We start from the raw sequence: 25,458 nt of genomic DNA on the forward strand, positions 1-25,458 counted from the left end.
GGCGCGGTCTTGCGCGACCGGCCCCGCGCCCTATCTAAAGCGGGCGCGCGGCGTTTTCGCGCAGGCAGACACGAGGATGGACAGGAATGGAAACCGGCCGCCAATTGCTGATCGAACAGCGCGTGACGAACGAGGCGAAATCGCCCTTCGTCGCCTATCTTCTGGCGATCCTGCTGTGGGGATTCGGCGCGCACCGGTTCTATCTGGGCCGCTATCTCAGCGGCTTCGTGATGCTGCTGCTGTGGGGGCTTGGCTGGCTGACCGCGCCGATCCTGATCGGGTGGGTGCCCATCGCCTTCGTCACCATCTGGGCGCTGATCGACCTGTTCCTGATCCCCGGCATGATCCGCGAGGATCAGGCGATGCTGCGCCAGCGCCTGACCGCCGAAGAGGCCGGTCGCCCCTGATCCCGTGCCCCTCCCGGCCCCCGCGCACCCTAGCCCGGCGCGGCAGTCGGCTGCCTGACCGGACGGGCGCGCCCTTCGGCATCCAGCGCCACGAAGGTAAAGACCGCCTCGGTCACCTTCTCGCTGCCGGCATGTTCGCGCTGGCGACGCCATGCCTGCACCCGGATCTGCATCGAACTGCGCCCCAGCCGGACAAGATCGGCGAACAGCGACACCTCGTCGCCCACCTTGACCGGGCGCAGGAACTTCATCCCCTCGACCGCGATGGTGGCGCTGCGGCCATGCGAGGTCAGCGCCGCGACGGTGCCCGCGGCAAGGTCCATCTGGCTCATCAGCCAGCCGCCAAAGATGTCGCCGGCCGGATTCGTGTCCGCCGGCATCGCGATGGTGCGGATGGTGGGGCTGCGGTCGGGCGGCTGGCCGTCGCGGCCCGCGCCGTCCTGCGGCGTCCGGTCTGATGATTCCATGCCTGCGTCCCCCGTCATCCCCGACGATCATGGCCCATCGCGGCCCCGGCGCAAGGCGCAGCCGGGACTAAAGCCAGTTCTTCCAGCGCAGGAACAGCCAGATCGCGACCGACGTGGCCAGCATGAAGCCCAGCGTCGCCGGATAGCCCCACCGCGTGTCCAGTTCCGGCATATGGGCAAAGTTCATGCCATAGATGCTGGCGATCAGCGTCGGCGGCAGGAACAGCGCCGCGATCACCGACAGGATGCGCGCCGTGTTGTTCTGTTCCAGATTGATCATGCCCAAAGTCGTGTCCACGGTCAGGCTGACGCGCGAGGACAGGAAATCGGCGTGAACCTCCAGCGCCTGCACATCGCGCAGATACCCCTTGATCACCGGGCGCAGCCGCGCGGAACCGTTCCGGTCCGCGACCACGGCAAGGTGGAACGCTAAAATCCGCTCGATCGTCAGCAGGCCCAGCCTCACATGCGCCATCAACTCGGCCTCGCGCCCGACCACGGCCAGCGCCTGTTGCAACCGCTCGGCCACACCGCGACGCGGCCGCGCATCCCGCGCCGCCGCCCCGCTGCCAAAGACGCCCGCGCTGGTTTCGTCCAGCACCCGGCCCGAGCCTTCCAGGATATCGGCCAGCCGTGAGATGATCTCCTCGATCAGGCTCAGGAACAGCCTGTCCGCCGTCGCGCATCCCAATGCGGACCGCTCGGCGTGGTCGGGAAAGGTCAGAAACGGGCGCGGCGCGTGGTGGCGCACCGTCACCAGCCGGGAGGGCGACAGGATGAAGCTGACCGGCATCGCGGCGCGCGTGCCGTCGCCCCGCTCGCCCGGCAGCACGGCGGTCATGTAATCCACCCCGCCCTCGCGATACAGCCGGTTCGAGATCTCGATTTCCTCCATATCCGCCAGCGAGGGCACATCGACGCCCAGACCGCGCAGCGCCGACACCTCGTCGTCGTCGGGCTGGATCAGGTCGATCCAGACGGCCTGCGCCAGATCGTCGCCCGCCGCCAGCCGGAACAGCCGGCCATCGCGTGTGGCATAGGCGTAAAGCATGGATCGCCTCCGTCGCGGGGCCGCGTGTCAGGCGGGAACCTGCGCGCCGACATGAAAAAGGGCGCCCCCAAGGCGCCCTTGTATCCGGTCTTCCGCGATCAGCTTCCGCCGTGCTGGCGCGAGAAATCGTCGATCTGCTTCTCGGCCTCGTCCTTGGACCAGCCGTATTTTTCCTGCAGCTTGCCTGCAAGCTGGTCCTTGTTGCCGTCGACCTGATCGATCTCATCGTCGGTCAACTCGCCCCATTTTTCCTTCACGGAGCCCTTCATCTGCTTCCATTTGCCTTTGACGACGTCCCAGTTCATGTGATCCTCCTTCGGATGCATGCTTTCATATGACAGCAAAACGAACCAGCGCCGCCCGGGTTCCAAGACGCGGCAAATGTTATGTGACCAGATCCGGGGGCTGCCGCCCCTCATCCACCGCGATCAGGTTGTCCAGCGCGCGCAGCGCCATGTCGGTCCTGACCTCTTCGGTGGCCGTGCCCAGATGCGGCAGCAGCGTGGCGTTCGGCGCCGCGATCAACGCCTTCGGCACATGCGGTTCACGCTCATAGACGTCCAGCCCGGCCCCGGCGATGGCGCCCGATTGCAGCGCCGCGATCAGCGCCGCCTCGTCCACCACGTCGCCGCGCGCGATGTTGACCAGAAACCCCTCCGGCCCCAGCGCGGCCAGTTCCTCGCGCCCGATCATGTGCCTTGTGCCCGCCCCGCCCGGAACCGCGATCACCGCGACATCGCACGCCGCCAGCGTCTCGTGCAGGCCGGGCATCTGCCGCGCCGGGATGTCCAGCGCCGAGACGGCCGAACGGTTGTGAAACACCACCCGCATCCCGAACCCCAGATGACAGCGCCGCGCGATGGCCTTGCCGATCCGCCCCATGCCGACGATGCCCACCGTCGCGCCGGTGACATGCGCGCCCAGAAACTGCGTGGGCGTCCACCCGCCCCACTCGCCCGCCCGCAAAACGCGCTCGCCCTCGCCGGCGCGGCGCATCGTCATCAGGATCAGCGTCAGCGCGATGTCGGCGGTTGCATCCGTCACCACGTCGGGCGTGTTCGTGACCGCCACCCCCGCCGCCCGCGCCGCCACCACGTCGATATGGTTGAAGCCCGCGCCGAAATTCGCCAGAACCCGGCACCGCAGATCGCCGCCCGCAAAGGCATCGGCGCCGAAATCGTCGCCCAGCGTCGGCAGGATCGCGTCGTATTCGCGCAGGGCGGCCCCCGCCGCGGCCGCATCCAGCGCGCCGCTGTCGCGAAACGTCGCCTCGAATCGCGCGGCGATGGACGCGGTCGCGCGTTCGGTCATCCTGCGTGTCACCAGCAGCTTCATCAGTAAAGCCTTCCCCCGTTCGGCACATCCAGATCGGGCCGGACCAGCACCACCTCGCCCTCTGCGTCGGGCACGCCCAGCACCAGCACCTCGGACATGAACGGCCCGATCTGGCGGGGCGGAAAATTCACCACGCACAACACCTGCCGCCCGACCAGGCTGTCGGGCCGGTAATGCCGCGTGATCTGAGCCGAGGATTTGCGCTCGCCCATCTCGCCCAGATCCAGCCACAGCCTGATCGCGGGCTTGCGCGCCTCGGGGAACGGCTCGGCGCGGGTGATCGTGGCGGCGCGGATATCGACCTTCAGGAAATCGTCGAAGCCGATCGTCACGCCGCGCCCTTTCCCAACTCGCGCCCGCGCGCGGTGGCGGCGGCGACGGTGCGCGCCATCAAGGGCGGCAGGCCCGTCTCGGCATCCATCAGCACCTTCAGCCCCGCCGCCGTGGTGCCGCCGGGCGAGGTCACGTTCTCGCGCAGCACGCCCGGGTCCTCGTCGGCGTCGATGGCCAGCGCGCCCGCGCCCGCCACCGTCATCCGCGCCAGTTCCAGCGCCAGACCGGCGGGCAGGCCCTGCGCCTCGCCGGCCTGCGCCATCGCCTCGATCAGGTGAAAGACATAGGCCGGGCCGCTGCCCGACAGGCCGGTGACCGCGTTCATCTGATCCTCGTGTTCCAGACGCACGACCCGGCCCACGGCGCGCATCAGCGTCTCGGCCAGGTCCAGATCGGCATCGCTGGCGCGGGCATTGCCGATCATCGCCGATATGCCCTTGCCGATGGCAGCCGGCGTGTTGGGCATCACCCGCACGATGGGCGCGTCGGGAAACGCCGCCTCGTAGGTGGCGATGGTGGTGCCCGCCGCGACCGACACGACCAGCGTGTCGCGCAGACGCGGCACCTCGCCCAAAGCGTCCTTCATCATCTGCGGCTTGACCGCCAGCACCAGAACGGCGGGATCGTCGGGCAGATCGGCGTTCACGCGCAGCCCCCTGTCCTGCCATTCCGGGGCCAGTTTCGGGTCGATCACCGTGACGGCGCCGGGTTCCAGCCCGCGCGCCAGCCAGCCTTTCAGCATCGCCCCGCCCATCCGGCCGCAGCCGACCAGAACCAGACCGCGCGCATTGATATCCGCAAATTCGCTCATCCGCCTGCCCTTTCGCTGTCCCGCGCGGGGCGCGCGATCCGCCCCGTCAGACCGGCCCCCGTCAGGCCCGTCCGTAGGCCTGGCCCAACGCGATGTCCAGCGCCGCGGCCGGCGCGGTATTGCCCCACCCGACCAGCTGGAACGACGGGTAGAACCGTTCGCAGCCGACCAGCGCGGCGCCGATCATCCGGTCGATCTGCCCGGTCGAGGCGACGGCATCGCCCGCCAGCACCAGCCCGTAACGCCACACCATCAGCCGCTGCTTGCTCCAGAAGGTGAAACCGCCATCCCAGACCTGATCGTTGGCCAGGTTCAGCGTCTCGTGGATCAGCGGCAGCCGGTCGGCGGGCGGGTCCAGCTCAAAGCTGCAGATCAGCCGCAGCACCTCTTCGCGCGCCGACCAGGCCAGCGTCAGGGAATAGCTGCGCCACTGCCCCTCGACCACCATCGCGATCTGGTCGTCGGCCAGCCGGTCGAAATCCCAGTCGTGATGGGCGGCCACCGCCTCGACAATGTCGATCGGGTGAACCTCGTCATCGGGAATGAAATGATCGGTCTGTGCCATGGCCTGCTTCCTGCCTCTGCGCGCCCGCGACTCCGCAAGCGCTTGGTGGCGTCACAACACCGGGCATGGGTGCCCGAATGTTCCTACCATATATCGTGGGGATGAACGCGGCAGGTGTAAAGTGAAATCTGCCGCGGCGATTGCACGGGGAACGACGCTGGCCTACCAGATGCGGGGACCAGAATGGCGGGGGACCAGAATGGCGGGGGACCACCTTATGCGCCGGGACCATGGCGGAGACATCGACGCGGCCGCAGCCCGATACGGCGGCGGCGACTGGATCGACCTGTCGACCGGCATCAACCGCAGGCCCTGGCCCATCGGCGCCCTGCCCGACCATGCGTGGCGCGCCCTGCCCACCGCCGCCTCATGCGACCGGCTTGGCCGCGTCGCCGCCGACTGGTTCGGCTGCGACCCGGCCCATGTCCTGCCGGTGGCGGGCGCGACGGCGGCGATCCAGCTGATCCCCCGGCTGCTGCCGCCCGGCCGCGCCGCCGTGCTGTCGCCCAGCTATAACGAACACGCGGCCAGCCTGCGCGCGGCGGGCTGGTCGGTCACCGATGCCCCGGACCCTGACGACATGGAGGGCGCCGATCTGGCCGTGGTGGTGAACCCCAACAATCCCGACGGGCGCGAATTCAGCCGCGCGAGGCTGACCGATCTGGCCGGGCGCGTCGGCCGGCTGATCGTCGATGAAAGCTTTGCCGACCCGCGCCCCGACCTGTCGCTGGCCGGCGCCGTCCCCGACAATGCCGTGATCCTGCGCAGCTTCGGCAAGTTCTGGGGTCTGGCCGGGCTGCGACTGGGATTCGTCATCGCCGCCCCCGACCTGCTGGCCCGCATCGCGCAGGCGGCGGGGCCGTGGTCGGTGAACGGCCCGGCACTCGAGATCGGGGCACGGGCGATGGCCGACCGGGCGTGGGCCGACGACGCGACCGTCTATCATTCCGAGGCCGGGCTGCGCCTTGACCGCATCGCCCGCCGCGCCGGCTGGCACAGCGTCGGCGGCACGCATCTGTTCCGCCTCTACGACACGCCCGACGCCGCCGCGGCGCAGGACGCGCTGGCGCAGGCGCGCATCTGGACGCGGCGGTTTCCCTATTCCGACACCTGGCTGCGCCTGGGGATTCCCGGCAACCGCGCCGAATGGGACCGCCTGATCGCAGCCCTTGGCCCCGCCTGAGCGTCCGGCCGCGCCCGTCCCTCGCACTCTTTCCAAATACCTCGGGGTGAATTGGCCGCAGGCCAAGAGGGGCAGCGCCCCTTGACCCCCGCCCGCAACCACAGCCCCGCCCGCAGGCGCACGCCGATGCTTGCGACGAATCCTGCCGCGTGCCAGTGATGGGCCTGTGATCCCGCAGATACGGATGGACGATGCCGACCCCGCCCCTGCCCCTGCCCCTTGCGATCCGGTCCCTCGCGACACTTTCCGTCGCGGCCTGCCTGCTGCTGCTGACCGCGCCGGTCCGTGCCGATGCGCCGCTCATCGTGCTGGACCGGACGCAGCTGCCCTTCGATCTGGGGCCGGGCCATCCGGCGAACAATCCGGCGCGGCCGGCGAACTCGCCCCACGCCGCCGGCAACTCGGCCGGGAACACCGCGAACTCGCCGCAGGCATGGGAGAACCGGCCGACCAACCCGGCCAACGAAAAGCGGCTGATCATCACCGGCGATGGCGGGGTGCTGGGCTATTACGCCACGAACGCGGTCGGCGTGCTGAACCTGTTCGACGTGAACGGCAGGCGCATCGCCTATCGTCCGGCGCGCGGCACGCGCAGCCTGTTCACGACCGGCGGCGCGTGGTGCGGCACCGTCGACGGCCGGGGCGGCGCCATCGTGCTGGCGGTGACGCAATCCTGCGCGCGGCTGTTTTCCCGATGAGGCAGCCGCCAACACGCAACGCGCAACGCGCGCAAGCTGTGCACATCCGGTGCACATGCTGTGCCCGCAATGTGGCCGGGATGTGCGCGCCATGCCCGGCCCGGACGCGCCCGAAAGGACCGACAGAGAGATGAGCGAGAATTCCAACGACTGGCTTGACGCCGAATTGCAGGACACGCTGGACGAGGATTACGAGATCGAACTGGAAGACGCGGTGCTGTCCGCCGAAATCCGGCGCATCTATCGCGAGCACCATCCCGACCAGATGGACAGAAAGCTGTATTTCCAGGAACTTCTGCGCCTTCAGTCGGAACTGATCAAGCTTCAGGACTGGGTCGGCCACCACAAGGAAAAGATCGTCGTGCTGTTCGAGGGCCGCGATTCCGCCGGCAAGGGCGGCGCGATCAAGCGCATCACCCAACGCCTGAACCCCCGCATCGCCCGCGTCGTGGCCCTGCCCGCGCCCTCGGACCGCGAAAAGACCCAATGGTATTTCCAGCGCTACGTCCCCCACCTTCCCGCCGGCGGCGAGATCGTGCTGTTCGACCGCAGCTGGTACAACCGCGCCGGGGTCGAGCGTGTGATGGGCTTCGCCACCGAGGACGAGGTGGAACAGTTCTTTCAGGACGTGCCCGAATTCGAACGGATGCTGGTGCGGTCGGGCATCAGGCTGGTGAAATACTGGTTCTCGATCACCGACGAGGAACAGCAGATGCGGTTCCTGATGCGGATCCACGACCCGCTGAAACAGTGGAAACTGTCGCCCATGGACCTGCAATCGCGCGTCCGGTGGGAATCCTATACCAAGGCCAAGGAAGACATGTTCGAACGCACGAACATCCCCGAGGCGCCGTGGTATATCGTGCCGGGCAACGACAAGAAACGCGCGCGGCTGAACTGCATCAGCCATCTTCTGGGGCTGATCCCATACACCGACGTGCCCCAGGAAGAGGTGCATCTGCCCGACCGCGTCTTCAACCCCGACTATGAGCGCGAGGTCCTGCCGCGCGAGCTGTATGTGCCGCAGAAATACTGAGCCTGCGGCGCGGGAACCGACGGCGAAAGGGGGCGCTGCCCCCGTCCCTTCGGGACTCCCCCGGGATATTTGAACACCGAAGATGAGGCGGTCGTGCTGGAATTTCATATCTGGGACGTGTTCACCGACCGGGCGTTCAGCGGCAATCCGCTGGCCATCGTGACCGGTGCGGACGGGCTGTCCGCCGAACAGATGCAGGTGCTGGCGCGGCAGTTTAACCTGTCCGAGACGATCTTCGTCATGGCCCCGCGCGATCCCGCACACGCAGCACGGGTGCGCATTTTCCTGCCCACCGCCGAGATCCCCTTCGCAGGCCACCCCACCATCGGCTGCGCACTGCATCTGGCGGGCGGGCGCGACGGCAGGTTTGTGCTTGAGGAACAGGCGGGGCCGGTGCCGGTCAAGATCGCGGATGGCGTGGCCGAGTTCGTGGCCCCGGTCCTGCCCGTCGCGCATCCCGGACGGGCCGATCCGGACCTGATCGCGCGCGCGCTGGATCTGGACCCGGTCGCGATCGGGTTCGGCGGACATCGCCCGCAGATCTGGCAGGGCGGGCCGGCCTTTCTGTATGTGCCGCTGCGCGGGTCGGCGGATCTGCGCGCCGCGCGACCGGTCGAGCCGTCCTGGTCGCAGGCGATGGAGGCGGCGCAGGTTTTCGGCGCCTATCTTTACACGCCCGACGAGGATGGCTATCGCGCGCGGATGTTCGCGCCGGGGGCGGGCATCCCCGAGGATCCGGCGACCGGCGCGGCCTCGGCCATTCTTGCGGCGCAGTTGCTGGCCAGCGGCGCCATCGGACCCGGCGTGACGCGGATCGACCTGCGCCAGGGGATCGAGATGGGGCGGCCGTCGCGGATCGGCATGGCAGCCGTTGTCGAGAACGGGAAACTGCGCGAGATACGTGTTCGCGGCCGTGCCGTGCCGGTGGCACAGGGCCGCATCGCCATTCCGGAGGACAGATGACGAAAGCTTACTGGATCGCGCATGTCAGCATCGACGACCCCGATGCCTATGCCGAATACCGGCGCGCCAATGCCGCGGCCTTCGCCGCCCATGGGGCGCGGTTCCTGGTGCGCGGCGGGCCGCAGCAGGTGGTCGAGGGGCAGTTGCGCCCGCGCTGCGTGGTGCTGGAATTTCCGTCGTTGCAGGCGGCGCAGGAGTGTTACCGCAGCCCGGAATATCAGCGCGCCAAGGCGTTGCGCGATCCGGTCAGCGACGCCGATCTGGTGATCGTCGAGGGATGGCCCGGCGACGACTAGCCGCTTGTCGCGGCTGCTGAATCACGTATGATCGTCGATATGTTTCGCAACCTGCTGTATCGCCTCTTTTCCGATGATGTCGAGCCGCGCCCCCTGGCCGCGGAGGATGCCGAGGTGGCCATCGCCGCGCTGCTGGTTCGGGTCGCGCGGGCCGACGACCATTACGAAACCTCGGAAAAGCAGCGGATCGACCGGGTTCTGGCGCGCCGGCGCGGGCTGAACGCCGACGAGGCCGCCGAGCGGCGCGCCGCCGCCGAGATGCTTGAGGCCGAGGCGCCCGATACGGTCCGGTTCACCCGGCTGATCAAGGACCGGATCGCGCTGGAGGATCGCAGCGGCGTCATCGGCGCGATGTGGGAAATTGCCTATGCCGACGGACGGCGCGACATGGATGAGGAATCCATGGTGCGGCTGGTGTCGGGCTTGCTGGGCGTTCCCGACCGCGATTCGGCGCTGATCCGGCAGAAGGTTCTGGACGATATGGGTCTGCAGGGCGACCGCGCCTAAAGCCCCAGCCTGTCGCGCAGCCCGTACCACGCCATCCCCGCCACCAGCAGCGGCGTGCGCAGCGCCCGGCCACCCGGAAACGCCCGTGTCGGCACGGCCTGCATGGCGTCGAACCCCTCGGCCTGACCCGCGACCGCATCCGCCATCAGCCGCCCGGCCAGCGTGGCCATGGCGACGCCGTGTCCGGAAAAGCCGCTGGCCGACAGGCAGTTCGCGGCGGGGCGGGCGAAGCAGGGCATGCGGTTCATCGTGATCGCCAGCGTGCCGCCCCAGCCATGGGTCAGGCGCACATCCGCAAGCTGCGGATAGACGGCCAGAAGATGCGGCCGCACGATGCCGGGGATATTCTTTGGAAAGCGATAGGTCACCGTCTCGCCGCCGCCGAAGATCAGCCGCCGTTCGTCGTCCAGCCGCCAGTAATTCACCACGAATTTCGTATCCGCGGCCGCGGTCCCCTGCGGCAGGATTTCGGGAAATCGGTCGCCCAGAGGTTCGGTCGCCACGATATAGTTGTTGATCGGCATGACCCGCGCGGCAACTTTCGGCGCAAGATCGCCCTGATAGCCGTTCCCGGCCAGCACGACATGATCGCAGATCACCCGACCGGTATCGCAGTGAAGGATGGATTTCCCGTCGGCCCTGTCGGCATGGGTGATGCGATGGACATGGCTGTTTTCGTGAATCCGCACGCCCGCCGTTTCGGCCAGCCGCGCCATGCCAAGCGCCAGATTCAGCGGATGCACGTGCGCTGCACCCCGATCCACGTCGCCGCCGGCATAGGCGTGGCTGCCCAGCAATGCGGCCAGTTCGTCGCGGTCCAGCGGCTCGATCCGGTCATAGCCGTAATCGCGGGCCAGACGCTCGGCCATGTGGCGCGCATGCGCGACCTCGGATTCCGTGCGGCAGGCATGGGCGATCCCGTCGCGCACCGGCACGCCCGCCTCGGCCGCCAGCGACCGGACCAGCGTTTTCGCATCCTCGGCCAGATCCCACAGACGCCGCGCGGCGTCGCGGCCCAGATGTTCCTCCAGCCAGTCGACGTCCTGGCGCTGCCCTGACCCGATCTGCCCGCCATTGCGGCCGGATGCGCCGAAGCCCACCCGATGCGCCTCGATCAGGGCGACGACGTATCCGCGCCGCGCCAGATGCAGCGCCGCGGACAGGCCGCAATACCCGCCCCCGACCACGGCCACATCGGCCCGCGTCTCGCCGCGGATGCGGGCAAACGGGTCCAGCGTCAGCCGCGTGTTGGCATAGATGCTGGGCGGATACTTTCCCCGGCGGTCGTTCAGGAACAGCAGGTTCATACGTTCAGCAACAGATGTTCGCGTTCCCAAGGGCTGATGACTTGCAGGAATTCCTTGTATTCGTTGCGTTTCACCGCCTCGTAGACGTCCAGAAACTCGTCGCCCAGCACCTCGCGCATGGGCTGGCTTTCGGACATGATGTCCAGCGCGTCGCCCAGGTTATAGGGCAGCTCGTCCCGCGACATATAGGCGTCGCCCAGACATTCCGCGCGCGGCCCCTCTTGTTCCAGCAGGCCCAGATAGCCGCAGGCGAGGCTGGCGGCGATCCCCAGATAGGGGTTGCAGTCCATCCCGGCCAACCGGTTCTCGATCCGCCGCGCCTCGGGGCTGGACACGGGCACGCGCAAGCCGGTGGTGCGGTTGTCGCGGCCCCATTCCAGATTGATCGGGGCGGCGAAATCGGGGACATAGCGGCGATAGCTGTTCACATAGGGTGCCAGCAGTGCGACCGCCGCCGGCAGATGGCGCTGCATCCCGCCGATGAAATGCAGGAAGGCATCGGTTTCGCGCCCCTGTTCGTCCGAGAAGATGTTCCGGCCGGTCTTCAGATCGACGATGGAATGATGCATGTGCATCGCGCTGCCCGGTTCGCCCTCGATCGGCTTGGCCATGAAGGTCGCGAAACAGTCGTGGCGCAGCGCGGCCTCGCGGATGAGGCGCTTGAAATAGAAGATCTCGTCGGCCAGCGCGACCGGATCGCCGTGGTTCAGGTTGATTTCGACCTGGCCCGCCCCGCCCTCTTGCAGGATGCCGTCGATCTCGAATCCCTGCGCCTCGGCGAAATCGTAGATGTCGTCGATGACCTTGCCGTATTCGTCCACTGCCGACATGGAATATGCCTGCTTGGCGGCCGCCCGCCGGCCGGTGCGGCCCATGGGCGGGATGATCGGCTGGTTGGGGTCGATGTTGCGGGCGACCAGAAAGAACTCCATCTCGGGGGCGACGACCGGCGACCAGCCCTTTTCGCGATACAGCCGCACCAGCCGCTTCAGCACGTTGCGCGGCGCGATGGGCACCGGGTTGCCCTGCTGGTCCTGCGCGTCGTGGATCACCTGCATGGTCCAGTCGGCAGTCCACGGCGCCGCCGTCGCGGTGCTGTAATCGGGCGTCATGATCATGTCGGGTTCGGTGAACGCGCCCGAGGGGTTGTCGGCCCATTCGCCGGTGATGGTCTGCAGGAAGATCGAGTTCGGCAGATAGAACTTGTCCTGATGGGCGAATTTCGATGCGGGCATCGCCTTGCCGCGGGCCACGCCGGCGATGTCGGCGACGATGCATTCGACCTCGTCCAGCCGCCGTCCGGCCAGATATTCCCGCGCCGCCACGGGGGCGCGTTCGATCCATGCGGCGCTCATGCAGCCCCCTTTGCCAGCTTGCGCGGCTGCTTGAAGAACGCCTCGATCTTGTCGGCCACGAATTGCGCGCCGGTGGCCTGACCCATCCGCTGCGCGGCCTGATCCAGCACGTCCTGGGGCACGACGCCCTTGGCGCGGGTGTCCATCAGGCCCTGGATGAACGCATCCGCGAATTCGGGATGGGCCTGCACGGTATAGGCGCGGTCGCCATAGATCAGCGCGGCGTTTTCGCAAAACGCGTTGCGCCCGGCCACCTGCGCGTCCTGCGGCACGGTGACGACCTGATCCTGATGCCACGCGTTCAGCGTGACGGGCCGGCCGCCGAAATCGTAATCCTGCGCCCCCACGGCCCACCCGCCGGAATATTTCGCGACCTTGCCGCCAAGCGCCTGCGCGATGATCTGGTGGCCGAAACAGATGCCCACCATCGGCACGCCGTCGGAATAGGCGCGGCGGATGAAATCCTCCAGCGGCGCGATGAAATCGTGATCCTCATAGGCGCCGTGACGCGAGCCGGTCAGAAGCCAGCCATCCGCGTCGTGCACGCTGTCGGGAAATTCCATCTTCTCGACATGCCAGTTGCGAAACTCGAAGCCGCGCCCGTCCAGAAGCCGGACGAACATGTCGGGATAGTCGCCCAGATCGTCCTTCAACTGCGCGGGCGACTGACCGCATTGAAGTATGCCGATACGCATGAAAAACCTGCGATGTTGCCAATCCCGCCAAGGTAGTCCTGCGCGGGGGGGTCCTGCAAGGACCGCCGCGTCGCACCCGGCCTGAATCCTGCCGGCGACGGGTTGTCACAGCTGCGTGACGGCGCGATCCTGGCCATTGCAGGGCGTCGCGGCATCGTCCCATGCTGATGCGCCCTGACCACGATCTTCGGTGACCCGTCATGTTGCGTTCCGCGTTCTGCATCCTTCTGCTGGCCAGCGCCGCCGCGCCCGCCCATGCCGCACAGCCGTCCTTCTGCACGACACGGATCGACGGCAAGGACGTGCCAATGGCCTATGATCCGAAAGAGCCCAGCCTGCGCGACAATTACAGCCTGCGCGAGATCGTGTTCACGCAATGGGGCCGCGATACCTGCCCCAGCTATGTCGTGCTGCGCAGCCTGACGCCGGGACTGACCGATGAGGAACGCGCCCCGTTCTGCCTGCGCCACGACAAGAAGACCGAATCGATCATCGGCTATGATCTGGGCAAGCGCGATGCCTATGGCCGCTGCGACAAGCCCGCCCGCACCGCCTGCCAGCGTGTCAACGCGACCAGGAACGCGGCGGTCGCCCTGTCGTCGGCGGCCGCGCGCGGGGCTGCGGGCGGGCTGCGCGCGCTGCCGGACGGGTCGGGGGCGGTGATTCTCAGCGGATCGCAGGTACATATCTCGGCGGTGCTGTCCTCGATTGGCGGTGCGGCGGCCGGCCTGGCCGCATCGCCCGCCATCGTCGCGGGCGCCGCCGTGTCGGTCGTGGCCGTGGGCGGGGCGGTCTATGCCTGCCGGGACCGGGCGCGTTGAGGGTCAGAACTCCAGCCAGGTGCCGATCTTGACGGCGCGCGCGCCGGGGCCGGCGACGGGCAGGATCAGGCCCAGTTCGATCTTGGCCGGCCCGCCCAGATCCTGCACGACCGACCCGACCAGCTTTTGGGACAGCGCCTCGTGGGGTCGCCGCTCAAGCCGCAACTGGCTGATGACCATCAGCCCGTCGACGGGACGCAGCCCGAACGTCACCTCGGCCTTGGCCACGGTCTCGGGCGTCAGATAGCTGTCTTCGGTCGGCGTCAGCCCGCGTGCCAGGCCGGCCAGATCCATCCCGCCCGCGATTTTCACCCGCCCCTCGACCGTGATCCAGCCATCGCCAAGCCGCGTCTGGACGCCGCGCCCCCACCCCGCGCCGATCTGGCCAAGCGGATGAACCCGCCCGTCGCGTTCGACCGCGCCCAGGCCAAGCGACGCGCTGAACCGGTTCGGCCCCTCGCCCGCGTCCAGCGCGCGCTGAAGCCAGATCAGGCCGGTGGTCTCGCCGACGCTGGCGCGGCCGATTTCGACGCCCACGGTGTTCCGCGGGCTGAGGCCGTATTCCGCGTAAAGCCCGGAATAAAGATTGCCGTTGCGGTCGCGTTCCGCAGACAGCGAGGTGAAGACGCCGCCCGGCTCGCGGGGCCACGGACCGGCCTGCGCGACGCCGGGCAGGGCCGCCAGAAGAAAAAGACTGACCAGAAACCGCCGCACCATGCTCCTTCCGAAATCACCCTTAGGTTGAACGAAAGCTAAGCAATTCGTGGCGACGTGGCGAGAGCGGAAATGGGCCCCGCGACAGAAAAAAACGCCCCGAAGCGATTTCGGGGCGTTCTAAAGCTTCGTTCGGACGGCTGGTTCAGCCGCGTTCCTCGATGATTTCCACCAGATGCGAGATCTTGGCGACCATGCCGCGGATGGCCGGAGTATCCTCCAACTCGCGGGTGCGGTTCATCTTGTTCAGGCCCAGTCCCTTCAGCGTCTCGCGCTGGACGGCCGGGCGGCGGATCGGGCTGCCGATCTGTTTGACGACGATGGTTTTGGCCATGACCTGCTCCTTACGCCTGCGCCGCCGACGTCACGGTCGCATCCGTGCCGACGGTCGCCTCGGGCGATTTTTCCTGCGACGGCAGGATATCGGCCACCTTCTTGCCGCGACGCTGCGCGACCGAACGGGGGCTGGATTCCCTTCTCAGACCGTCCAGGGTGGCGCGGATCATGTTATAGGGGTTCTGCGAGCCCTGCGATTTGGCCACGACATCCTGCACGCCCAGCATCTCGAACACGGCGCGCATCGGGCCGCCGGCGATGATGCCGGTGCCGGGAACCGCCGTCCGCATGATCACCTTGCCGGCGCCGTGACGGCCCTCGACATCGTGGTGCAGGGTGCGGCCGTCGCGCAGAGGCACGCGCATCACCGCGCGCTTTGCCTGTTCGGTCGCCTTGCGGATCGCCTCGGGGACCTCTTTGGCCTTGCCCTTGCCGAAACCGACGCGGCCGCGCTGATCGCCGACGACGACGAGTGCCGCAAAGCCAAAGCGCTTGCCGCCCTTCACCGTCTTCGACACACGGTTGATCGCGACCAGACGATCCTGAAATTCCGGGTTCTCGTCGCGGTCGTCGCGGCGGCCCCGGCGGTTGTCACGTTCTGCCATCAGGCAATCCTTCACATTCTGGCGCGATCCGCGCCGTTAAGCCAATCCAGGTGGATCGCAGATCCCCGGATCATCGGGACGGCGCGCCAGACCGGCGCGCCGCCCGCAACATCAGAACTTCAGTCCGCCTTCGCGGGCGGCGTCGGCCAGCGCCTTCACCTTGCCGTGGAAGATGAAGCCGCCGCGGTCGAAGACGACTTCTTCGACACCGGCCTTCTTCGCGCGTTCCGCGATGGCGGAACCGATCTTCGCCGCGGCCTCGACATTGTTCTTGCCGATGACGCCCAGATCCTTCTCGAGCGAGCTGGCCGAGGCCAGGGTCACGCCGTTCAGGTCGTCGATGACCTGAACCGAGATGTTCTTGGACGACCGGTGGACCGACAGACGCGGGCGACCGTTATTCTCGGCCCGCAATTTGTTCCGCACGCGCAGGCGGCGCTTCTGGAACAGCTGTTGCTTTTTCAGTGCCATTTCTCGCGCCCCTTACTTCTTCTTGCCTTCCTTGCGGAAGACATATTCGCCCTTGTAGCGGATTCCCTTGCCCTTGTAGGGCTCGGGCTGACGCCACTCGCGGATGTTGGCGGCCACCTGGCCGACGACCTGCTGGTCGATGCCTTCCACAACGATTTCGGTCTGCTTCGGCGCGGTGATCGTCACACCCTCGGGCGTTTCGAAGTTCACGTCGTGCGAATAACCCAGTTGCAGCTTCAGGGTCTTGCCCTGCATCTGCGCGCGATACCCCACGCCCTGGATCTCCAGCTCTTTCTTGAAGCCGTCCGACACGCCGACGGTCAGGTTCTCGACCATCGACCGGGTCATGCCCCATTGCTGGCGCGCCCGCTTGGACAGGCCGCGCGGCGTCACCTGAACCGCGCCGTCTTCCAGCGACAGGGTGACATCGTCGGCCGCGGTGAAGCTGCGGGTGCCTTTCGGACCCTTCACCTCGATCGTCTGGCCCTTGATTTCGGCCGTCACGCCCTTGGGCAGTTCGACCGGTCGTTTACCAATCCGAGACATCTGCTGCCCTCCTCAGAATACGGTGCAGAGAACTTCGCCGCCGACATTGGCGTTGCGAGCCGCTGCATCCGACATGACACCTTTCGGGGTCGACACGATCGAAACGCCCAGACCCTGACGGACCTGCGGCAACTGCCGTGCGCCGGCATAGACGCGACGACCGGGTTTCGACACGCGCGACAATTCCCGGATCACCGGGGTGCCATCGTGATATTTCAGACCGATTTCCAGCTCGGTATGGCCGGTGTCGGTCGTCACTTCTTCATAGCCGCGGATATAACCTTCGGCTTTCAGCACATCCAGAACCCAGGCACGCAGCTTGGAGGACGGGGTGCGAACGGTCGATTTGCCGCGCAACTGCGCATTGCGGATGCGGGTCAGCATATCGCCGAGAGGATCGTTCATGTTCATCTTGCGCCCCCTTACCAGCTGGATTTGACCATGCCGGGAATCAGACCGTTCGAGGCAAGCTCGCGCAGTGAGATCCGGCTGAGTTTCAGTTTCCGGTAATACGCCTTGGGGCGCCCGGTCAGCTGGTCGCGGTTATGCAGACGCGTCGGCGAGGAATTGCGCGGCAGTTCGGCCAGCTTCAGCGTGGCCTTGAAGCGCTCTTCCATCGGGCGGGACTGATCCTTGATGACCTCGTTCAGGGCCGCGCGACGGGCGGCGTATTTCTGAACCAAGGCCTGGCGCTTCTTTTCGCGCTCGATCATCGATTTCTTTGCCATATCTCTTTCCCTCCGCGACTCAGCTGCTGAACGGCATGTTGAAATGCTTCAACAGCGACTTCGCTTCCGCGTCGGTCTTCGCGGTGGTGCAGATGATGATGTCCATCCCCAGAACTTCGTCGACCTGATCGAAGTTGATTTCCGGGAACACGATGTGTTCTTTCAGGCCCATGGCATAGTTGCCGCGACCGTCGAAAGCCGTGCCCTTGACGCCGCGAAAGTCGCGGACGCGCGGCAGCGCGATGTTGATCAGGCGATCCAGGAATTCATACATCCGGTCGCCGCGCAGCGTCACCTTGGCACCCAAGGGCATTTCTTCGCGGACGCGGAAACCCGCGATCGAGTTCTTGGCCTTGGTGATGACGGCTTTCTGGCCGGCAATCAGCGACAGCTCCTCGGCGCCCTGCTTGACCTTCTTGGTGTCCTTGACGGCCTCGCCGATGCCCATGTTCAGGACGATCTTGTCCAGACGCGGGATCTGCATGTCGTTCTTGTAGCCGAACTCTTCCTTCAGCGCGGCCTTGATCGTCTCGCGGAACTGCGCCTTCAGGCGCGGCGTGTAATCGGTCTTGTCCAGCATCAGATCACGTCTCCCGTGGTCTTGGCGAAACGGACCTTCTTGCCGTCTTCCGTGCGGAAGCCGACGCGGGTCGCTTTGCCGTCCTTGTCCATCAGGGCCAGATTCGACAGATCGATGGGCATGGCCTTGGGCTGGCGGCCGCCCTGATTGTTCTGCGTCTGACGCTGGTGACGGATCGCGATGTTCACGCCGTCCACGATTGCCTTGTTGTCCTTGGGCATGACCTGGGTGATCTCACCCTGCTTGCCCTTGTCCTTGCCGGCCAGCACGACGACCTTGTCGCCCTTTTTCAGCTTGGCAGCCATCACAGCACCTCCGGCGCAAGCGAGATGATCTTCATGAAGTTCTTGGCCCGCAATTCGCGCACGACCGGCCCGAAGATCCGGGTGCCGATGGGTTCGCCCTGGTTGTTCAGGATGACGGCGGCGTTGCGGTCGAAGCGGATCGAGGTTCCGTCCTCGCGCTTCACTTCCTTGGCGGTGCGGACGACGACGGCCTTGCGGACATCGCCCTTCTTCACCCGGCCCCGCGGGATGGCTTCCTTGACGGACACGACAATGATGTCGCCCACCGACGCATAGCGACGGTGCGAACCACCCAGGACCTTGATGCACTGAACCCGGCGTGCGCCAGAGTTGTCAGCGACATCCAGATTGGTCTGCATCTGGATCATTTGGTTTCTCCCGACCTTTGGGGACTGCGCTTTGCAGCCCCAGGGTTTCGATCATTTCTGATCTGTGATGATGGACTTATGCGGAAACCGCGTCGTCCGTCAGGACAGTCCAGCGTTTCGTCTTCGAGATCGGGGCACATTCGACGATGCGAACGGAATCCCCCACCTTGAACTGGTTTTCCGCGTCATGGGCGCGGAATTTCTTCGAGATCCGAACCGTCTTGTGCAGCAGCGGATGCTTGAAGCGGCGTTCGACCAGGACGGTCACGGTCTGCTCGTTCTTGTCCGAGACGACCTTGCCTTGCAGGATGCGTTTGGGCATGGCTCAGCCTCCTCAGTTCGATGCCGCGGCGTCGGCCGCTTTCTGGTTCAGAACGGTCTTCACACGGGCCACGTCACGGCGCACGGCGCGCATGCGGGCGGTGTTCTCAAGCTGGCCGGTCGCCTGCTGGAAGCGCAGGTTGAAGGCCTCTTTCTTCAGCGAGACAAGCTGTTCCTTCAGCTGGTCCGGCGTCTTCGATTTCAGTTCCTGCGCGTCCATTGCGCGATATCCTTTTCAACATCACCGGAGAGCCCCGGCCTGTCCGGGCCACCCTGATTCCGGTGGAGTTTCGTGATGAAGGCCGTCCCATACAGCCGGCTTCCGGTTTATGCAACCCCCTTCGGCCGGGGATCGGCGAAATGGCACGCCCCGCCGTTTCCGGCGGGGCGTCTTTCACGGTCCACGTGCGCGGCACGCAGCGGCGTTACCAGTCCGCGCGCTCGACGATGCGGGTCTGGACCGGCAGCTTCATCGCGCCCAGACGCAGCGCCTCGCGGGCGATGTCGTCGCCCACGCCGTCGATCTCGAACATGATGCGGCCGGGATGCACGCGGGCGGCCCAGAAATCGACCGAGCCCTTGCCCTTGCCCATCCGGACTTCCGTCGGCTTCGACGATACCGGCACGTCCGGGAAGATCCGGATCCAGACCCGGCCCTGACGCTTCATGTGGCGGGTGATCGCGCGGCGTGCCGCCTCGATCTGGCGGGCGGTGACACGCTCGGGCTCGACCGCCTTCAGCGCGAAGGAGCCGAAGTTCAGGTCGAACCCGCCCTTGGCGTTGCCGTGGATCCGGCCCTTGTGCTGTTTGCGGAACTTCGTCCGTTTCGGTTGCAGCATTTGTCGTTCTCCTTACCGGGCGTCGCGGCGCGGACCGCGCGGGGCCGGACCTTCCTGCGCCTCGGCGGCGCGGCGGTCATGGGCCTGCGGGTCATGCTCCATGATCTCGCCCTTGAAGATCCACACCTTCACCCCGATGATCCCGTAAGGGGTCGAGGCTTCGGCCAGCGAATAGTCGATATCGGCGCGCAGCGTATGCAGCGGCACACGGCCCTCGCGATACCATTCGGTCCGCGCAATCTCGGCGCCGCCCAGACGGCCGGCGACGTTGACGCGGATGCCCAGGGCACCCATGCGCATCGCGTTCTGCACCGCACGTTTCATCGCACGCCGGAACGAGACCCGGCGCTCAAGCTGCTGCGCGATCGATTCGGCGACCAGGGCCGCATCGACTTCGGGCTTGCGGACCTCGACGATGTTCAGGTGCAGTTCGCTGTCGGTGAAGTTCGCCAGCTTCTTGCGCAGTTCCTCGATATCGGCGCCCTTCTTGCCGATGATCACACCGGGCCGCGCGGCATGGATGGTCACGCGGCACTTCTTGTGCGGACGCTCGATGATGACGCGGCTGATGCCGGCCTGCTTGGCCTCTTGCTTGATGAAGTCCCGGATCTTCAGGTCTTCAAGCAGCAGATCGCCATAATCCTTGTCATCGGCATACCAGCGGCTGTCCCAGGTGCGGTTGACCTGCAGGCGCATTCCGATCGGGTTGACCTTCTGACCCATTACGCTTGCTCCTCGACTTGGCGCACCTTGATGGTGATTTCCGAAAACGGCTTCATGATCTTGCCATAGCGGCCGCGTGCCCGCGGACGGCCACGCTTCATCACCAGGTTCTTGCCGACCCAGGCTTCGGCGACGACCAGGTTGTCGACGTCCAGCCCGTGATTGTTCTCGGCGTTCGCGATGGCAGACTGAAGACACTTCCTGACGTCGCCGGCGATCCGCTTGTGCGAGAAGGTCAGATCGGCCAGCGCACGATCGACTTTCTTGCCCCGGATCAGCTGCGCCACAAGGTTCAGCTTCTGCGGCGAGGTGCGAAGCATCTTCGTCTTGGCGAAGGCCTCGTTCTCCGCCACGCGGCGCGGATTGTTTTCCTTACCCATGACGATTACTTCCTCTTGGCTTTCTTGTCCGCCGCGTGACCGTAATAGGTCCGCGTGGGCGAATATTCACCGAATTTCTGGCCGATCATCTCTTCGCTGACATTCACGGGGATATGTTTTTGCCCGTTATAGACGCCGAAGGTCAGACCGACGAATTGCGGCAGGATGGTCGAACGACGCGACCAGATCTTGATGACGTCGGACCTGCCGGCCTCGCGCGCCTTTTCCGCTTTCCTGAGCACATAGGCATCAACAAAGGGGCCCTTCCAAACAGAACGTGCCATCGATTAACGCCCCTTCCGTGCATGACGCGACCGCAGGATATACTTGTCGGTCGACTTGTTCGTACGGGTCTTCTTGCCCTTGGTGTCCTTGCCCCAGGGCGTGACCGGTGTGCGCCCGCCCGAGGTGCGGCCTTCGCCGCCGCCATGCGGGTGGTCGATCGGGTTCATCGCGACGCCGCGCACCGAAGGACGAATGCCCTTGTGGCGGTTGCGGCCCGCCTTGCCCAGATCCTGGTTCGAATGATCGGCATTCGACACCGCGCCGATGGTGGCCATGCATTCCTGACGGACCATGCGCAACTCGCCCGAGGACAGGCGGATCTGGGCATAGCCGCCGTCGCGGCCGACGAACTGGGCATAGGTGCCGGCCGAACGCGCGATCTGGCCGCCCTTGCCGGGCTTCAGCTCGACATTGTGGACGATCGTGCCGATCGGCATGCCGCTGAAGGGCATGGCGTTGCCGGGCTTCACGTCGACCTTGGTGCCGGCGACGATCTTGTCGCCCACCGCCAGACGCTGCGGCGCCAGGATATAGGCGCGCTCGCCATCCTCATAGCTGATCAGCGCGATGAACGCGGTGCGGTTGGGATCGTATTCGATCCGCTCGACCACCGCGGTCACGTCGAACTTGCTGCGCCTGAAATCGACGATGCGATACAGACGCTTTGCCCCGCCGCCCTGGCGACGCATGGTGATCCGTCCGGTGTTGTTCCGGCCGCCCTTCTTGGTCAGACCCTCGGTGAGGGATTTGACAGGGCGCCCTTTCCAAAGCTCCGAACGGTCGATCAGAACCAGCCCGCGCTGGCCAGGCGTCGTCGGTTTATACGACTTCAATGCCATCTTTCTGTCTTCCGTTGCTTTGGACCGAGGTGGTCCGTTTCAGTCAAACGACCGCGGCCCCGGACGCGCCGGGGCCGCAGATTCGCAGCCGTCTATCAGAGTCCGGTGGACACGTCGATAGTGTTCCCCTCTTCCAGGGTCACATAGGCCTTCTTCACATCGCTGCGGCGGCCAAGCTGGCCCCGAAAGCGTTTCTGCTTGCCCTTGGTGATGGTGGTGTTGACCGCCTTCACCTTGACGCCGAACAGCGCCTCGACCGCTTCCTTGATCTGCGGCTTGGTGGCGTCGTTGGCGACCTGAAAGACAACGCCGTTGTTTTCCGAGGTCAGCGTCGCCTTTTCGGTGATCACCGGCTTGACGATGACGTCGTAATGTTCCGCTTTCGCGCTCATTTCAAACGAGCCTCCAGAGCTTCGACACCCGCCCGCGTGATCACAAGCGTGTCACGCTTCAGGATGTCATAGACGTTGGCGCCGATCGACGGCAGGATGTCCACGCCGTCAAGGTTGCGGGCGGCGCGGGCGAAGCCTTCGTTGACTTCGGCACCGTCGATCACCAGCACGCGCTTCCAGCCGTTTTCCTTGACGGCCTTGGCGACGGCGGCGGTCTTGGCGTCGGACAGGTTCAGATCCTCGACCACCACCAGCTCGCCCGCATTGGCTTTCGCCGACAGGGCGTGTTTCAGGCCCAGGGCGCGCACCTTCTTGGGCAGGTCGAACGCGTGCGAGCGCGGGACCGGACCCTTGTAGATGCCGCCCTTGCGGAAGATCGGCGCGCCGCGGGACCCGTGGCGTGCGCCGCCGGTGCCCTTCTGGCGATAGATCTTCTTGGTCGAATAGGACACGTCCGACCGACCCAGGGTCGAATGGGTGCCCTGCTGCGCCTTGGCGCGCTGCCAGCGCACCACGCGCTGCAGCAGATCGCCGCGCGGCGACAGGCCGAACACCTCGTCGGCCAGCTCGATGGACCCGGCCTTGCCGGCATCCAGCGTGATCACGTCGAGTTTCATTCCTTGTCTCCTTCGGGCGCGGCGTCGCCGTCATCGGCCTTGTCGGCCTCGATCGAGGCTTCGGCTTCCTTCAGCGCGGCTTCTTCGGCGGCGGCGGCTTCGGCTTCGGCGGCCTTGCGGGCGGCTTCTTCCTCGGCGGCGGCCTGCGCGGCGGCTTCCTCGGCGGCGCGCTTGGCCTCTTCGGCGGCCGATTTCAGCGCGGCGGGATAGATCACGTTCTCGGGCACGGTCTTCTTGACCGCATCCTTGATCGTCACCCAGCCCCCTTTCGAGCCGGGAACCGACCCCTTGACCATGATCAGGCCGCGGTCGGCATCGGTGCGCACGACCTGCAGGTTCTGGGTCGTGACGCGCACGGCACCCAGATGACCGGCCATCTTCTTGCCCTTGAACACCTTGCCCGGGTCCTGACACTGACCGGTCGACCCATGCGAGCGGTGGCTGATCGACACGCCGTGGCTGGCGCGCAGGCCGCCAAAGTTGTGCCGCTTCATCGCGCCCGCAAAGCCCTTGCCGATCGACGTGCCGGCGATGTCCACGAACTGACCGGCAAAGTAATGGTCAGCCGTGATTTCCTCACCGACATTGATCAGGTTTTCCTCGGCCACCCGGAATTCCGCGATCTTGCGCTTGGGCGCGACCGAGGCTTTCGCGAAATGACCGCGCAGAGCGGCAGTCGTGCGCTTGGCCTTGGCGACGCCGGCGCCAAGCTGGACGGCGGTATAGCCGTCACGCTCGGCGGTGCGCTGATCCACGACCTGAAGATTGTCCAGTTGCAGGACGGTAACCGGAACCTGACGACCGTCCTCAAGGAACAGCCGGGTCATGCCCAGTTTCTTGGCGATAACACCAGTACGCAGCATGAGGACCTCCCTTAGACCTTGATCTCGACATCCACGCCGGCGGCGAGGTCGAGCTTCATCAGGGCGTCAACGGTCTGCGGCGTCGGATCGACGATGTCCAGCAGCCGCTTGTGCGTGCGGATTTCCCACTGGTCGCGCGACTTCTTGTCGATATGCGGACCGCGCAGGACGGTGAATTTCTCGATCTTGTTCGGCAGCGGAATCGGGCCGCGAACGGTCGCGCCGGTGCGCTTGGCAGTGTTGACGATTTCCTGGGTGCTGGCGTCCAGCACGCGGTAATCGAAAGCCTTCAGCCGGATGCGGATATTCTGGCTTTGCATGTCTTATCCCTCGGATGGGATTTCAGTTGAGAGGCAGACCCCGCACCATGCGACGCCTGCATCGAACCGTTGTAAAAGGCAGAGCGGCCAATTAGCGGCCGCTGTGCCCGATGGCAACCCCCTTTTCGGGGACATTCGCGATTGCGGTGAAAGCCGCGCCATGCGCGGCTTTCCGATCACATGATCACTCGATGATTTTCGACACCACGCCGGCGCCGACGGTGCGGCCGCCTTCGCGGATGGCGAAGCGCAGCTTTTCTTCCATCGCGATGGGCGCGATCAGTTCGACCTCGAATTTCAGGTTGTCGCCCGGCATCACCATTTCCGTGCCCTCGGGCAGCTTCACCGTCCCGGTCACGTCCGTCGTGCGGAAATAGAACTGCGGACGATAATTGGCGAAGAACGGCGTGTGGCGGCCGCCCTCTTCCTTGGTCAGGATATAGGCTTCGGCCTCGAACTTGGTGTGCGGCTTGACCGAACCGGGCTTGCACAGAACCTGCCCACGCTCGACCCCGTCGCGGTCGATGCCGCGCAGCAGCGCGCCGATATTGTCGCCCGCCTCGCCGCGGTCCAGCAGCTTGCGGAACATCTCGACGCCGGTGCAGGTGGTCTTCTTCGTCGGACGGATGCCGACGATCTCCAGCTCGTCGCCCACGTTCACCGCGCCACGCTCGACCCGGCCGGTCACGACCGTGCCGCGGCCCGAGATCGAGAACACGTCCTCGATCGGCATCAGGAACGGCTGGTCCACCGCCCGTTCGGGCGTCGGGATATAGTCGTCCACCGCCTTCAGCAGCTCGCGGATCGAGTTCTCGCCGATCTCGGGATCGCGGCCTTCCAGCGCCGCCAGCGCCGAGCCCTTGACGATCGGAATGTCGTCGCCCGGATAGTCGTAGCTGGTCAGCAGCTCGCGCACCTCCATCTCGACCAGTTCCAGCAATTCCTCGTCATCGACCTGGTCGACCTTGTTCAGATAGACGACCATGTAGGGGATGCCGACCTGGCGGCCCAGCAGGATATGCTCGCGCGTCTGCGGCATCGGGCCGTCGGCGGCGTTCACCACCAGGATCGCGCCGTCCATCTGCGCCGCGCCGGTGATCATGTTCTTGACATAGTCGGCGTGGCCCGGGCAGTCGACATGCGCGTAATGGCGCGCGTCGGTCTCGTATTCCACATGCGCGGTCGAGATGGTGATCCCGCGCGCCTTCTCCTCGGGCGCGCCGTCGATCGAATCGTAGGCCCGGAAATCGCCGAAATACTTCGTGATCGCAGCCGTCAGCGTCGTCTTGCCGTGGTCGACGTGACCGATCGTCCCGATGTTGACGTGCGGTTTGTTGCGTTCAAACTTTGCCTTTGCCATTGATTGGCTCCTTTTTCGTGTGACGGTGCGTGACGG

Annotated in this window: 40 protein-coding genes; 8 read left to right on the plus strand and 32 right to left on the minus strand. The window is 66.0% G+C overall.

What is annotated here, in order from left to right; all coding sequences use genetic code 11:
* Positions 1 to 86: 86 nt before the first annotated feature.
* Entirely contained in the window at positions 87 to 407 is a 321-nt protein-coding gene (locus JHW45_RS15070) for a TM2 domain-containing protein (protein ID WP_272858409.1), read from the plus strand.
* A gap of 29 nt (positions 408 to 436) precedes the next feature.
* Here JHW45_RS15070 and JHW45_RS15075 read toward each other — a convergent pair whose 3' ends face one another.
* The 7 genes from JHW45_RS15075 to JHW45_RS15105 form a co-directional block, all read right to left on the minus strand.
* Positions 437 to 874, minus strand: a complete 438-nt coding sequence (locus JHW45_RS15075) for an acyl-CoA thioesterase (RefSeq protein WP_272858410.1) — start codon at positions 872 to 874, stop codon at positions 437 to 439.
* 67 nt (positions 875 to 941) lie between these two features.
* Complete coding sequence (locus tag JHW45_RS15080; protein ID WP_272858411.1) at positions 942 to 1,925, minus strand: magnesium transporter CorA family protein; 984 nt, start codon at positions 1,923 to 1,925, stop codon at positions 942 to 944.
* 98 nt (positions 1,926 to 2,023) lie between these two features.
* Positions 2,024 to 2,230 (minus strand): CsbD family protein, encoded by a 207-nt coding sequence (locus tag JHW45_RS15085; protein ID WP_272858412.1) that lies wholly within the window; start codon positions 2,228 to 2,230, stop codon positions 2,024 to 2,026.
* Between the two features lie 79 nt (positions 2,231 to 2,309).
* Positions 2,310 to 3,260, minus strand: a complete 951-nt coding sequence (locus tag JHW45_RS15090) for a 2-hydroxyacid dehydrogenase (protein ID WP_272858413.1) — start codon at positions 3,258 to 3,260, stop codon at positions 2,310 to 2,312.
* Positions 3,260 to 3,592, minus strand: coding sequence for a tRNA-binding protein (locus JHW45_RS15095; protein WP_272858414.1), 333 nt, complete (start codon positions 3,590 to 3,592; stop codon positions 3,260 to 3,262). Before JHW45_RS15095 ends, JHW45_RS15090 begins: the two co-directional genes overlap by 1 nt.
* On the minus strand, positions 3,589 to 4,404 hold the full coding sequence (gene proC, locus JHW45_RS15100) for a pyrroline-5-carboxylate reductase (RefSeq protein WP_272858415.1): 816 nt from the start codon (positions 4,402 to 4,404) through the stop codon (positions 3,589 to 3,591). Before proC ends, JHW45_RS15095 begins: the two co-directional genes overlap by 4 nt.
* 61 nt (positions 4,405 to 4,465) lie before the next feature.
* Positions 4,466 to 4,969, minus strand: a complete 504-nt coding sequence (locus JHW45_RS15105; protein ID WP_272858416.1) for a type III secretion system chaperone family protein — start codon at positions 4,967 to 4,969, stop codon at positions 4,466 to 4,468.
* 217 nt (positions 4,970 to 5,186) lie between these two features.
* Here JHW45_RS15105 and cobD point away from each other — a divergent pair, with 217 nt between their 5' ends.
* From cobD to JHW45_RS15135, 6 genes are all read left to right on the plus strand, one after another.
* Complete coding sequence (gene cobD, locus JHW45_RS15110; RefSeq protein WP_272858417.1) at positions 5,187 to 6,152, plus strand: threonine-phosphate decarboxylase CobD; 966 nt, start codon at positions 5,187 to 5,189, stop codon at positions 6,150 to 6,152.
* A 191-nt stretch (positions 6,153 to 6,343) separates the two neighbouring features.
* Positions 6,344 to 6,850: a hypothetical protein gene (locus JHW45_RS15115; protein ID WP_272858418.1), complete on the plus strand. Its 507-nt coding sequence runs from the start codon at positions 6,344 to 6,346 to the stop codon at positions 6,848 to 6,850.
* Between the two features lie 130 nt (positions 6,851 to 6,980).
* Positions 6,981 to 7,886 carry a polyphosphate kinase 2 gene (ppk2, locus tag JHW45_RS15120; RefSeq protein ID WP_272858419.1) on the plus strand — a complete coding sequence of 302 codons (906 nt, stop codon included), beginning with the start codon at positions 6,981 to 6,983 and terminating at the stop codon, positions 7,884 to 7,886.
* 69 nt (positions 7,887 to 7,955) lie between these two features.
* On the plus strand, positions 7,956 to 8,849 hold the full coding sequence (locus JHW45_RS15125) for a PhzF family phenazine biosynthesis protein (RefSeq protein WP_272858420.1): 894 nt from the start codon (positions 7,956 to 7,958) through the stop codon (positions 8,847 to 8,849).
* On the plus strand, positions 8,846 to 9,145 hold the full coding sequence (locus JHW45_RS15130) for a DUF1330 domain-containing protein (RefSeq protein ID WP_272858421.1): 300 nt from the start codon (positions 8,846 to 8,848) through the stop codon (positions 9,143 to 9,145). The genes JHW45_RS15125 and JHW45_RS15130 overlap by 4 nt, the downstream gene beginning before the upstream one ends.
* Before the next feature lie 39 nt (positions 9,146 to 9,184).
* The gene (locus JHW45_RS15135) at positions 9,185 to 9,652 is read left to right on the plus strand and encodes a tellurite resistance TerB family protein (RefSeq protein ID WP_272860634.1); all 468 of its coding nucleotides are present in this window, start codon (positions 9,185 to 9,187) and stop codon (positions 9,650 to 9,652) included.
* Here the strand turns inward: JHW45_RS15135 and JHW45_RS15140 are convergent.
* Genes JHW45_RS15140 through JHW45_RS15150 form a run of 3 tightly spaced genes read right to left on the minus strand, consistent with a single transcriptional unit; the run spans position 9,649 to position 13,009 of the window.
* Positions 9,649 to 10,959, minus strand: coding sequence for an NAD(P)/FAD-dependent oxidoreductase (locus JHW45_RS15140; protein ID WP_272858422.1), 1,311 nt, complete (start codon positions 10,957 to 10,959; stop codon positions 9,649 to 9,651). The genes JHW45_RS15135 and JHW45_RS15140 overlap by 4 nt on opposite strands.
* Complete coding sequence (locus JHW45_RS15145; RefSeq protein ID WP_272858423.1) at positions 10,956 to 12,314, minus strand: glutamine synthetase family protein; 1,359 nt, start codon at positions 12,312 to 12,314, stop codon at positions 10,956 to 10,958. Before JHW45_RS15145 ends, JHW45_RS15140 begins: the two co-directional genes overlap by 4 nt.
* A complete protein-coding gene (locus JHW45_RS15150; protein ID WP_272858424.1) occupies positions 12,311 to 13,009 on the minus strand; it encodes a type 1 glutamine amidotransferase in 699 nt (232 codons plus the stop codon). The genes JHW45_RS15145 and JHW45_RS15150 overlap by 4 nt, the downstream gene beginning before the upstream one ends.
* Before the next feature lie 200 nt (positions 13,010 to 13,209).
* Between JHW45_RS15150 and JHW45_RS15155 the strand changes: the two genes are divergently transcribed.
* Complete coding sequence (locus JHW45_RS15155) at positions 13,210 to 13,830, plus strand: hypothetical protein (protein WP_272858425.1); 621 nt, start codon at positions 13,210 to 13,212, stop codon at positions 13,828 to 13,830.
* A gap of 3 nt (positions 13,831 to 13,833) precedes the next feature.
* On the opposite strand, the gene JHW45_RS15160 is transcribed toward JHW45_RS15155, so the two are convergent.
* From JHW45_RS15160 to tuf, 22 genes are all read right to left on the minus strand, one after another.
* Positions 13,834 to 14,547 carry a hypothetical protein gene (locus JHW45_RS15160; RefSeq protein WP_272858426.1) on the minus strand — a complete coding sequence of 238 codons (714 nt, stop codon included), beginning with the start codon at positions 14,545 to 14,547 and terminating at the stop codon, positions 13,834 to 13,836.
* A 142-nt stretch (positions 14,548 to 14,689) separates the two neighbouring features.
* Positions 14,690 to 14,878, minus strand: a complete 189-nt coding sequence (rpmD, locus tag JHW45_RS15165) for a 50S ribosomal protein L30 (protein ID WP_272858427.1) — start codon at positions 14,876 to 14,878, stop codon at positions 14,690 to 14,692.
* 10 nt (positions 14,879 to 14,888) lie between these two features.
* Complete coding sequence (gene rpsE, locus JHW45_RS15170; protein WP_272858428.1) at positions 14,889 to 15,485, minus strand: 30S ribosomal protein S5; 597 nt, start codon at positions 15,483 to 15,485, stop codon at positions 14,889 to 14,891.
* Positions 15,486 to 15,596: 111 nt separating this feature from the next.
* Complete coding sequence (gene rplR, locus JHW45_RS15175; protein WP_272858429.1) at positions 15,597 to 15,956, minus strand: 50S ribosomal protein L18; 360 nt, start codon at positions 15,954 to 15,956, stop codon at positions 15,597 to 15,599.
* Positions 15,957 to 15,968: 12 nt separating this feature from the next.
* On the minus strand, positions 15,969 to 16,502 hold the full coding sequence (rplF, locus tag JHW45_RS15180) for a 50S ribosomal protein L6 (RefSeq protein WP_272858430.1): 534 nt from the start codon (positions 16,500 to 16,502) through the stop codon (positions 15,969 to 15,971).
* A 12-nt stretch (positions 16,503 to 16,514) separates the two neighbouring features.
* A complete protein-coding gene (gene rpsH / locus JHW45_RS15185) occupies positions 16,515 to 16,913 on the minus strand; it encodes a 30S ribosomal protein S8 (RefSeq protein ID WP_272858431.1) in 399 nt (132 codons plus the stop codon).
* An 11-nt stretch (positions 16,914 to 16,924) separates the two neighbouring features.
* Entirely contained in the window at positions 16,925 to 17,230 is a 306-nt protein-coding gene (gene rpsN / locus JHW45_RS15190) for a 30S ribosomal protein S14 (RefSeq protein ID WP_272858432.1), read from the minus strand.
* A 19-nt stretch (positions 17,231 to 17,249) separates the two neighbouring features.
* Positions 17,250 to 17,810 carry a 50S ribosomal protein L5 gene (rplE, locus tag JHW45_RS15195; RefSeq protein WP_272858433.1) on the minus strand — a complete coding sequence of 187 codons (561 nt, stop codon included), beginning with the start codon at positions 17,808 to 17,810 and terminating at the stop codon, positions 17,250 to 17,252.
* Positions 17,810 to 18,115, minus strand: coding sequence for a 50S ribosomal protein L24 (rplX, locus tag JHW45_RS15200; RefSeq protein ID WP_272858434.1), 306 nt, complete (start codon positions 18,113 to 18,115; stop codon positions 17,810 to 17,812). The genes rplE and rplX overlap by 1 nt, the downstream gene beginning before the upstream one ends.
* Positions 18,115 to 18,483 (minus strand): 50S ribosomal protein L14, encoded by a 369-nt coding sequence (rplN, locus tag JHW45_RS15205; protein WP_101499588.1) that lies wholly within the window; start codon positions 18,481 to 18,483, stop codon positions 18,115 to 18,117. The genes rplX and rplN overlap by 1 nt, the downstream gene beginning before the upstream one ends.
* A 76-nt stretch (positions 18,484 to 18,559) precedes the next feature.
* A complete protein-coding gene (rpsQ, locus tag JHW45_RS15210; RefSeq protein ID WP_272858435.1) occupies positions 18,560 to 18,805 on the minus strand; it encodes a 30S ribosomal protein S17 in 246 nt (81 codons plus the stop codon).
* A gap of 12 nt (positions 18,806 to 18,817) precedes the next feature.
* Entirely contained in the window at positions 18,818 to 19,024 is a 207-nt protein-coding gene (gene rpmC / locus JHW45_RS15215) for a 50S ribosomal protein L29 (RefSeq protein WP_272858436.1), read from the minus strand.
* A gap of 205 nt (positions 19,025 to 19,229) precedes the next feature.
* The gene (rplP, locus tag JHW45_RS15220; RefSeq protein WP_272858437.1) at positions 19,230 to 19,643 is read right to left on the minus strand and encodes a 50S ribosomal protein L16; all 414 of its coding nucleotides are present in this window, start codon (positions 19,641 to 19,643) and stop codon (positions 19,230 to 19,232) included.
* Between the two features lie 12 nt (positions 19,644 to 19,655).
* Complete coding sequence (gene rpsC / locus JHW45_RS15225) at positions 19,656 to 20,366, minus strand: 30S ribosomal protein S3 (protein WP_272858438.1); 711 nt, start codon at positions 20,364 to 20,366, stop codon at positions 19,656 to 19,658.
* Positions 20,366 to 20,746, minus strand: coding sequence for a 50S ribosomal protein L22 (gene rplV / locus JHW45_RS15230; protein WP_272858439.1), 381 nt, complete (start codon positions 20,744 to 20,746; stop codon positions 20,366 to 20,368). The genes rpsC and rplV overlap by 1 nt, the downstream gene beginning before the upstream one ends.
* A gap of 5 nt (positions 20,747 to 20,751) precedes the next feature.
* Positions 20,752 to 21,030, minus strand: a complete 279-nt coding sequence (rpsS, locus tag JHW45_RS15235) for a 30S ribosomal protein S19 (protein WP_272858440.1) — start codon at positions 21,028 to 21,030, stop codon at positions 20,752 to 20,754.
* Positions 21,031 to 21,033: 3 nt separating this feature from the next.
* A complete protein-coding gene (gene rplB, locus JHW45_RS15240) occupies positions 21,034 to 21,870 on the minus strand; it encodes a 50S ribosomal protein L2 (RefSeq protein ID WP_272858441.1) in 837 nt (278 codons plus the stop codon).
* A gap of 95 nt (positions 21,871 to 21,965) precedes the next feature.
* Positions 21,966 to 22,262 (minus strand): 50S ribosomal protein L23, encoded by a 297-nt coding sequence (locus JHW45_RS15245; RefSeq protein ID WP_209055626.1) that lies wholly within the window; start codon positions 22,260 to 22,262, stop codon positions 21,966 to 21,968.
* Positions 22,259 to 22,879 (minus strand): 50S ribosomal protein L4, encoded by a 621-nt coding sequence (gene rplD, locus JHW45_RS15250; RefSeq protein WP_272858442.1) that lies wholly within the window; start codon positions 22,877 to 22,879, stop codon positions 22,259 to 22,261. Before rplD ends, JHW45_RS15245 begins: the two co-directional genes overlap by 4 nt.
* Positions 22,876 to 23,742: a 50S ribosomal protein L3 gene (gene rplC, locus JHW45_RS15255; RefSeq protein ID WP_272858443.1), complete on the minus strand. Its 867-nt coding sequence runs from the start codon at positions 23,740 to 23,742 to the stop codon at positions 22,876 to 22,878. The genes rplD and rplC overlap by 4 nt, the downstream gene beginning before the upstream one ends.
* An 11-nt stretch (positions 23,743 to 23,753) precedes the next feature.
* Positions 23,754 to 24,062, minus strand: coding sequence for a 30S ribosomal protein S10 (rpsJ, locus tag JHW45_RS15260; protein ID WP_042247848.1), 309 nt, complete (start codon positions 24,060 to 24,062; stop codon positions 23,754 to 23,756).
* 184 nt (positions 24,063 to 24,246) lie between these two features.
* Positions 24,247 to 25,422, minus strand: a complete 1,176-nt coding sequence (tuf, locus tag JHW45_RS15265; protein ID WP_272858444.1) for an elongation factor Tu — start codon at positions 25,420 to 25,422, stop codon at positions 24,247 to 24,249.
* Positions 25,423 to 25,458 lie beyond the last annotated feature (36 nt).

The organism is Paracoccus stylophorae, from assembly GCF_028553765.1.
GTDB classification, from domain to species: Bacteria; Pseudomonadota; Alphaproteobacteria; order Rhodobacterales; family Rhodobacteraceae; genus Paracoccus; species Paracoccus stylophorae.